At 48.4% G+C, this 8,755-nt stretch carries 8 protein-coding genes and 1 pseudogene; 5 read left to right on the forward strand and 4 right to left on the reverse strand.

The window, feature by feature from the left end:
• Together ACOJTG_RS15800 and ACOJTG_RS15805 are read left to right on the forward strand one after the other, a co-directional pair.
• On the forward strand, positions 1 to 849 hold an 849-nt coding region (locus ACOJTG_RS15800; protein ID WP_420154711.1), incomplete at its 5' end, for a hypothetical protein.
• 18 nt (positions 850 to 867) lie between these two features.
• Positions 868 to 1,641: an ABC transporter ATP-binding protein gene (locus ACOJTG_RS15805; protein WP_420154712.1), complete on the forward strand. Its 774-nt coding sequence runs from the start codon at positions 868 to 870 to the stop codon at positions 1,639 to 1,641.
• On the opposite strand, the gene ACOJTG_RS15810 is transcribed toward ACOJTG_RS15805, so the two are convergent.
• Both ACOJTG_RS15810 and ACOJTG_RS15815 read right to left on the reverse strand, forming a co-directional pair.
• Complete coding sequence (locus ACOJTG_RS15810; protein WP_420154713.1) at positions 1,631 to 4,156, reverse strand: DUF5686 family protein; 2,526 nt, start codon at positions 4,154 to 4,156, stop codon at positions 1,631 to 1,633. The two genes, ACOJTG_RS15805 and ACOJTG_RS15810, sit on opposite strands and share 11 nt — an antisense overlap.
• A 137-nt stretch (positions 4,157 to 4,293) precedes the next feature.
• The gene (locus ACOJTG_RS15815) at positions 4,294 to 4,941 is read right to left on the reverse strand and encodes a polysaccharide deacetylase family protein (protein WP_420154714.1); all 648 of its coding nucleotides are present in this window, start codon (positions 4,939 to 4,941) and stop codon (positions 4,294 to 4,296) included.
• A 56-nt stretch (positions 4,942 to 4,997) separates the two neighbouring features.
• Between ACOJTG_RS15815 and ACOJTG_RS15820 the strand changes: the two genes are divergently transcribed.
• Positions 4,998 to 5,390, forward strand: coding sequence for a hypothetical protein (locus ACOJTG_RS15820; RefSeq protein ID WP_420154715.1), 393 nt, complete (start codon positions 4,998 to 5,000; stop codon positions 5,388 to 5,390).
• Here the strand turns inward: ACOJTG_RS15820 and ACOJTG_RS15825 are convergent, their stop codons facing one another.
• Together ACOJTG_RS15825 and ACOJTG_RS15830 are read right to left on the reverse strand one after the other, a co-directional pair.
• Positions 5,391 to 6,527, reverse strand: coding sequence for a glycosyltransferase family 2 protein (locus ACOJTG_RS15825; protein WP_420154716.1), 1,137 nt, complete (start codon positions 6,525 to 6,527; stop codon positions 5,391 to 5,393).
• Positions 6,524 to 7,519, reverse strand: a complete 996-nt coding sequence (locus ACOJTG_RS15830; protein ID WP_420154717.1) for a lysylphosphatidylglycerol synthase domain-containing protein — start codon at positions 7,517 to 7,519, stop codon at positions 6,524 to 6,526. Before ACOJTG_RS15830 ends, ACOJTG_RS15825 begins: the two co-directional genes overlap by 4 nt.
• A 74-nt stretch (positions 7,520 to 7,593) precedes the next feature.
• Between ACOJTG_RS15830 and ruvC the strand changes: the two genes are divergently transcribed.
• Together ruvC and ACOJTG_RS15840 are read left to right on the forward strand one after the other, a co-directional pair.
• Positions 7,594 to 8,172: a crossover junction endodeoxyribonuclease RuvC gene (ruvC, locus tag ACOJTG_RS15835; protein ID WP_104711977.1), complete on the forward strand. Its 579-nt coding sequence runs from the start codon at positions 7,594 to 7,596 to the stop codon at positions 8,170 to 8,172.
• 262 nt (positions 8,173 to 8,434) lie between these two features.
• Positions 8,435 to 8,755: pseudogene (locus ACOJTG_RS15840) on the forward strand (hybrid sensor histidine kinase/response regulator); the annotation flags it as partial.

Below are 8,755 nucleotides of genomic sequence, written 5' to 3' on the forward strand. Positions count from 1 at the left end.
CCACCGGCATTGATCTACGTGAACAGTAAATACCTGGCTCCTTCCTTTACTAAAAAACTGGCGGGTCTGGCCGCTACGGGATCAGAAGAGGATAAAGTGGTCGTTGAAAAATCCCGACGGGGCTTGCTACCCTGGCTGGCCGAAGCAGTCACGAACAGTCCCGCCGAGCGAGCTACCTTCGAGTTAACCTGGAACATCACGGGTCGCGATCGTCGCTTTAAAATGCGTACGTATCCGGCTATGGGCTCTATCGTTCCACTACTGTTTGTGATCATCGGACCGGTGCTAAATGGTCGCCAGTCACTCGATCAGATTCGGGAAGGGGCTCTCTATCTGGTGGGTATTTATGTATTACAGGTGGTCGCCGGAACCTTCTACGCGAATACCTATCAGTCCGACGATTACAAGGCCTCCTGGGTATACGACGCGGCTCCCGTTGCCGAACCGAGCGATCTGATTCTGGGAAATTTCAAGGCCGCTATATTGAAATTCTATACGCCGTTCTATCTGGTTTCTTCCGTGTTGCTACTGAGCATTTGGGGCTGGCACATCATCGATGATCTGCTGGCAGGCTATCTGTTCGCACTTTTTGTAACCAGCCTGGAAGCCTGGACAAAGAACTCAAACTGGAAGGTACCGTTTTCGCAGGAACCCAAAGGAACAGCGGAGGCCGGACGTACGACCCTCATGTTGATTATGATCATGCTTGTACTGCCTGTATGCGGTCTGATCCACTGGGGAGCAACGAAAGTGCCCGGTGGCGGCCTGTTCATGGCCTTACTCTACGGCGTATTGTTGTGGAGTACGCTGAAAAGTTATCGGCGACTTCGCTGGAGCCAGTTCCAGTAATTTCCCCATTTTTGTGGGATGAATTTACTTTTACAGGCCCAGCACTTGCAGAAAAGCGTAGGCGAGCACCTCATTATTGAAGACCTTTCGCTGGACTTGCGGGCGGGTGAAATTTTTGCCATGATCGGGGCCAGCGGGGCCGGTAAAAGCACGCTCTTGAACGTGTTAGCCTGCCTGACTCCGGCGGATGCGGGGAAATTATGGCTGGAAGGCAAGGAAATTTCTTCTTCGGCGAAGTACCTCATCCCGGGTCATGCGGAGATTAAACTCGTCCCACAAGAGTACAAGCTTCTTCCCAATCATACCATCCGGGAAAATATCGCTTACGCCCTGCGGGAGTATACGAAAGAATACCAACGCGAACGGCTCGATGAGCTGCTAGATTTGACCGGACTGGAAGCAGTCCAGCACAAGCTTCCTCGGGAAGTATCGGGTGGGGAAAAACAGCGTACGGCCATTGCCCGGGCCATTGCCGACGAACCCAAAGTACTCCTGCTGGATGAGCCTTTTTCGAATCTGGATACGCTCAATCGACAGAAGCTAAAGCAGGAACTCAAACGTATTATTCAGGAAACGGGCCTGGCCTGTCTGTTCGTAACCCACGATTTACTCGATGCCCTGACCATCGCTCAGCGAATGGGCGTAATGCAGGAAGGAAAACTCCTGCAAACGGGCACGCCTGCCGAATTGCTTCAGCAGCCGGCTACGGGTTACGTGCGGGAATTTCTGACCAGTGGTTTGGCTATTGTCCGGGAAATTCAGCAGCAGTTAGGCGATTCTTTTACAGCGTGAAATACGCCGAAGCTTTCACCGCAAAACGATTGATTTTAACGCCGTCGATGGTTGTGGGCTGATTCAGGTATGTTAGTCGGTGAATGGCTTCGATCCGGAAAAACTTGAAAATATTATCGATTCCATACCCCACTTCCACGTAAGGCGTATTTGAATTCAGCGATCCGAAGCCCGGAATTGGGTTCCCTTGCAAATCGTAATCGGGGATAATATCCCGATTAGCTTGTCGGGCTCCACCATACAGTACATTGACGTTCAGTAAGGTCCGCCATTTCAAACGTTTGATGGCCGGAAGCCGGTTGAAGAGCAACCCTTCAAAGTTATGTTCATACTTTAAGGAAGCGTACCGATCGGAGAGGAACTCGAAGTAGTTCATCATGTTGAAGGCATTGCCCACGTAAAAAAGCGACTGGTTCCCTAAATGCGGAAAGAGCAGGGGATAGGGCAGGGTGGAAGGCGTATATCCCGCCGAAAGCGTATAAAAGCTTCGTCCCAGGATGCCTACCCGAAAATTATCAGCCATCGTAAGCGTAAACCGATGGTAATTGAAATCGCCACCCAGCGTGTTTTGAAGACCCAGGGAATACCGGAGCGTATAGATGGGCGACTGAGCCGTACCCAGACTCACCCGATCGTTGTCGTTGTAAATGAAGAGTTCATTTTTCGCAATCCGTAACTCCGTTATGAGCTCCGTATTCTGGTACGTACCCGATTGACCGGACGGATCTCCATTGTTCACGTAGGCGAAATTGTACAGGGGTTCGAAGCTTCGTCGGCGAATCCCGATCATGGGCGTCAGACCTTTGATAAGTTCGGCCCGAATGTAGGACATGTACTCGCGTTGGTAATACCCCCGCCGATAGCGTCCAAAGCGGGAATAGGTGGCAAAAAGGCTATTGTTCCCTACGGCTTCAGTCGTCAGACCAATTTGTTCCAGATCATAACTGGTACTAGCTCCTATCTCAGCCCAGGGTTTACGACTGATGATATACTTGGCATCGGCTCCGTACTTCATAACATTATCCTTGAAGCCATAAGCCGGATACCCACTCAGTACCCATACTTTACTGAACTCGGCGTTCGTCCGGAAGCCCGCCCGCAAGCGTAGTCCTTCGATGGTGTTGAAGGCTCCGGTACTCAAAAAGGGGCCCAGTTCAATGCCGTTATAAATTCGCTGATACCCATTCGCAATAATGGATAAAATCTGGGTATACGACCGAACAATGGGAATATTCTTGACGGAATCAATGAGTGAATACGCCGTTTTTTCCTCGGCCGTCAATGAATCCGGTCGAACCTGTTGCCAGTAGTTATCCTTCTGTTCCCGGTAATGATCCGCTAGTTCAACCGCTGGATTGTAGAAAGTCGCTTCCCGGGGCTGGTTAATTTTAAAGTTGCGGTTGGAGACGAAGAATTTCGCCAGAAAACCCACGGAATTCTTCGTAAACTCCTTCACATCAATCAGCACGCGGGTTTGCTTGGGAAGCCAGGCTCGTTGTTTCGTGGTCGAATCTTCTATGGCCGTCAGTTGCTGCTGAATCGCAATGCTTTCCACGTAGTTGATATTGGCATCGCCCGAGATCCGTAAGTCTACCTGACGCAGGGCGTAATCGGCCGTATCAATCCAGATTTTGCCCACGAAAGCCAGATCCTGAGCCCGACGTGGCGTCACTTCTATTTCGTAACACGGGGCATTATCAATCTGAATCGTATCGCCAAGAAAATAATCGTAACTACCTCGCCAGCCGTCGGCAATGGGGGATATGAACTCTTTGCGGAGAATGGGAAGCCAGTTTTCGTAGAAATTATACTGCTGGAAAGCACTACCAATGAACTGCGAAAAGGTGCTGCCATCCGTAATGCCCACACCCGTAATCTTGGTTTTGTTGATGCGTTCTTTGGTCAGCTCGGGATTGCGGCGGTGGTAGTAGTCTGAAAAGCTTTCCGAGAGGAAAATGGGAATAATGGGTTTCCCATCGTCTCCGGCAATTTTCTGGAGTTTTTCGAGCGGTCCGGTGATTTTTTTACCAATGGGGCCTTTGCGAAACTGGTCCGAAATCTTATTAACGTCAAACTCATTTTTGACGTAACTCTCGTATTCATACGCTTTCAGATTCCGCCAGTCATGCGTTGATTTGGCGGCTACGGCGTTGCGAATAATGCGGAACGCCGGATTTTCTCCTTTGGCATATACCCGCACTTCCCGCAATTGAGAAGAACCCGCCGTAAGTTGAAAATCGATGGTTTGTTCGGCCAGACCGGGTTGTACGGCTTTGGTCGCCCGTTGGTAGCCAATGTAGCTGACAAAAATGGAATCGCTGAGTTGTCGGGCCGCAAAGCTGTAGTTTCCGTCAAAATCAGTATTGCCACCGGCTGAACCGCCTTTTAATCCTACTGCTGCGAAGGGAATCGGATCGCCCGTTGTGGCGTCGGTAATGCGACCTTTAATGACGTGTTGAGCCTGCGTTACGCAAGCCAGCGAAAGCAACACAATTGCCAGGTACCATTTATTCATTGTTTTCAGGGCTCATCCGTACACTCCGGCTTTGATCCGTCGGAGGTATGTAGTTCAAATGGGAAAATGCAAAAACCATTTTACTCTAACGGAAGAAATCTACGATTCGTCCCGATTAAGTACAAAACGGTTCATTTTTAGCGACTACCGCCTTCGGCGTTGCCCATGGGTAAAGCCGCAAACTTGAAATTTTGTTCCGCTAGGTAGTCCAGCGTACGGGGAAGAGCATAGCTCATATTCTTCCAGGCCTTGATACTGTCGTGAAAAACGACCAGACTACCCGATTCGCAGGCTTTGGTCGTACCTCGTAAAACCTGCTCGGGTTTCAGTGAAGGCGAGTAATCGCCCGTCAGAACATCCCACATGATGAGTTGATGGTGCTGCTTCAGGTACGACGCCTGCCGTTTTCGAATGCGACCGTAGGGGGGACGAAACAATCGCGTAGGCGGTAGTAATTCCTGACATTGAGCTACGTTGGCAAAATAGGTTTCATCGTCTGTATTCCAGCCTTTGAGATGGTTGAACGTATGATTGCCTACGGAATGGCCCTGGTCTAGTATTTGCTGAAAAATGGAAGGATGTTTACGTATATTATCACCAATACAGAAAAACGTAGCCTTTGCCCCAAACTTGGCCAGCTCTTGCAGGACAAATTCCGTTGCTTCAGGAATCGGTCCATCATCAAAGGTGAGATAAATCGTAGGCTCCGATGAGGGAATCCGCCAGGTCATTTCCGGATAAATGGATCGCAGGATCGGAGTAACTTTATGGAAGAAGAAAGCCACAATGCAACGGGTTAATCAGATTTGGTGTCAAATATCGTAAAACAACCTCTACTGCTATGAAAAGATTTAGTCAGTGGTACCTTCTGGCTCTGTGCTCAGTAGTACTAACCGCCTGTTGCACGAAAGAGCTTTGCGTATCTTATTTACAAATTCAACTACAGAACTATACGCCCGAAGAAATAGCCCAAAGTTACGTGTTAGGTAAAACGCAACTACCTGGACTGGACTCCGTACGTTTTGGCGACAACGGAATCGCCAGTATTTCAGACATGCGTGAAAGCCAGGTACATGTTGTGACACCCATGGATACGCTAACAATTCAACTGATGTTCGATAAACGAACGTGTAACACGTGTATAACCTGGAAGAGCACATATCGAGCCATTGTTGGCTACGAATTAGCGGGTAAAAAAATGGACGGCAATCTCGTTCAGATCACCAGACCCTGATTACTGTAACTTCCGCCCCTTCCACTGGTACCCTTTGCCCTGAGCCAGCAACCCAAAAAAGCAAACGTAAAACGGGTAAATCAATTGCACGAACGGAATATACGCAATACTTTTTGACTGCTTGAGAAAGTGCAGTACGCCCGCCAGAAACAGAAATTCCAGTGAGAATTTCAGACCTAGAATACTAGCCAATACGAAGCCCGAAATACTGCCCGCGAGGTAGGCTCCCAGGCCAACGATGGTACTGGCATTAGCCATAAAAACGAAAATCGCCAGGGCGGACACTTTCCAGTCGGTATAATGTCTCCACTTACTGGCCCAGCGGCGACGCTGGTGGTAAAACGAACGGAAACTCTGGTGGGCTCCGGTATGAACCAGTGCCAGCGAATTTTTCAGGAAATGGACTTCGCCGGGAAAACGGGCAGCCATTTTATGCATCAGAAACTCATCGTCACCCGAGGCCAGGTTTTCGTTTCCCTGGAATCCATCGACCGCTAGAAAGGCCGAGCGGGCGTACGATAAATTGGCTCCGTTACACATATTGGGTTTCTTCCAGAACATGGCAACCGCCGCCGAACCGACCAGACTGGCAAACTCAACAATCTGTATTCGACTCCTAAGCGAACCTTCGTCGTGAAACGTGACCGGTCCCGAAATCAATTGGGCCTGGGTTGTGTGCTGGTACGAAGCCAGGATCTGTAGCCACTGCGGACCTACGCGGCAGTCGCCATCCGTTGTGACGATCCACGTGTGCTTCGCCTGCTGAATGGCTTGTGAAATGGCCTTTTTCTTGGGCGAAGAATGGTTTTCTTCCGTGAGCTTCAACAAGGTAAGGGAGTAGCGGGCTTTCGATTGAAAGGCCCGTACTAACTCGGCCGTATGATCGGTAGAATGATCATCGGCGACGATGACTTCGTAGCGATCAGCGGGGTAGCTTTGCCGATCCAGATCTTCGAGTAAAGCGATGATGTTCTCAGCTTCATTGCGAACGGGAATCAGTACGCTAATGGTTAATTGCTGATTGGCGTGCAACGGTACGTATACGGGCATTTTCCACCAGCCATTCAGCAGAAAGGCATTGAACACAAACCATAACACGGGGCCAAACAGCAGCAAGCCGATCCATAGGATACTCATGCCGGTTGATTTTTTAAGTATCGAAGTTGAGCTACAAATACAATGCCGACCAGTACGGGAAGCAGGATATTCAGTAGCCAAATTGTGAGTGAGGCCGAGGTTACCAGGGCCGGATCAACGCGGTAGAAGCTGAAAAAATAAATCGTACTGAACGTTCGAATACCCAGGTCGCTTAGGAAACTGAAGGCAGGAATCACACTCTTAGTCAGAAATAACAGCCAAACTACCGTGAGCTGATCGAGCACCGGCAGCGATACGCCAAAACCATACAGCACGAGCAGAAACTGGATGCTATACGTCAGAAAACGGAAGGAAGCCAAAAAAGCCAAAAAGCGAACGTCACCGGAAGAATACGTTTCCAATACGCGGAAAAACCGGGCTGAGGACGCCAGCCAGGAGATGCGTTCAAGGGTAGGGGCCGCCTTGTGTTTTAACGAAAGCACATAGACCGTTAACAAAGTCGTTAACCAAAGCAAGCCCAGAGCAATCAAGTGCCCTACACCGGGACGTTCGGGCATACGGTACAGAAAGTACGTATAAGCCAGCGTCCCCGCGAATAACGTTACCAGAAACTGCAGCGTACTACCGAGCAGAAAAGCTCCAATACTATTGAGTCGGTTTTTCGCCTGTAAGAATCCCATTTTACCAGTTAGGTCGCCCACATTGGCCTGCGAAATAAAACCCAGGGACTGGCCAGCCAGTACGCCCCGCAACGCGGTATAAAAACTGAGGGATTCCAGTTTCCGGGCGAGCACCTGCCACTTCCAGGCTTCAATCGACCAGTTCAACGCCGTGAGCAGTATGGTCAGTCCCAGCCACCAGCCATTTTTTCCGGTAAAAGCCACCTGAATGGCTTCCCACACGCTACCCAGGTCCTGTTGTTTTTGCTGAAGCGTTCGGATCACCAGCCAGATAATCACTATTGGTAGTACCCACCGCAGCAGAAAGAGAAAAAATCGGCGAAAAGCCGCGTAATTGACGTTATTTTGCATAGGAATAAGGCTGACAAAAAGCATACGAAGGGCAGAGTGCTCCGTACATTTTTTGAGAAAGCCTTTGCAAAGCTATGGCAGAAAAGATCATTTTAGGCGTTGACCCCGGCACAAGGTACATGGGCTACGCACTGATTCTAGTGGAGAAGGGGAACATTACGCTATTGCAGTACGGCGTTATTAATCTCACCAAGTACGACAATCATGAGTTAAAACTAGGTAAAATTTTTGAGCGGATTACGGGCATCATCGATGAATTTTCGCCGGATGAAATGGCCCTCGAAGCTCCTTTTTTTGGTAAAAATGTACAATCCATGTTAAAGCTGGGTCGTGCTCAGGGTGTCGCGATGGCCGCCGCTCTGGCCCGTCAGATTCCCATCGTAGAGTATTCGCCCAAGACCGTCAAGCAATCTGTAACGGGCAATGGGAATGCCTCCAAAGAGCAGGTATCGTATATGCTGGAAAGTATTCTGAAAATGAAACTCGAAGGGGAGCGACTCGATGCTACGGATGCTCTCGGCGTAGCGATTTGTCATTATTATCACGAAAACACATTAGCGTCAAATAAGGGTAAAAAAGCTTTAGGCATAAAGCAGGCTAAAAAGGGTAGTTGGGCAGCTTTTTTATCTGAAAATCAAGATCGTATCAAGTAATAAACTAGTACTAACTCTTTAAAAAAACAGCACTCGCGAGCGTGCTGTTTTTTTGTGTTTACTGTAAAGTATGATTAAAAACTTACTACTTTTGAGTTACGTTGATTTTAAGGACTAATTAAGTTTAAATAACTGAGTATAAAATACTAAGCTTGTAGTATTAGTTTGACGGGAGATGGAGAAAGATACAAAAACAACAGTTGGTAAACGGTTTCTTTGGTTAGCTTTTCTACTGCTTATCTTATCGACTTTTGCCCTCATTGTGCTGGTACGTAAGAACAAAACGAACGTAGTCAAGCACAACATTGAGGGTCTGAGTAAGATCAAAAACAACTATCAGAAAATTGATACGTGTATCTCTATTCTGTACATCGCTGAAAATAATAGTCGATTGTTTACGGTCACAGGAGATACATCTTATCATCGTCAATTTGTATCACAAATTGCGACGGTATCGGGAATACTGGAAGAATTTAAAAATCAGAAAAATGAAAAGACATTACCGGCAGGTGTAAGCCAGCTGCTGACGAAAAAAAAGGATAAGAATAAAGAATTTTCCTACCTGAAAACGCTTACCGATAGC

It is taken from the genome of Siphonobacter sp. (assembly GCF_048595215.1).
Taxonomy (GTDB): domain Bacteria; phylum Bacteroidota; class Bacteroidia; order Cytophagales; family Spirosomataceae; genus Siphonobacter.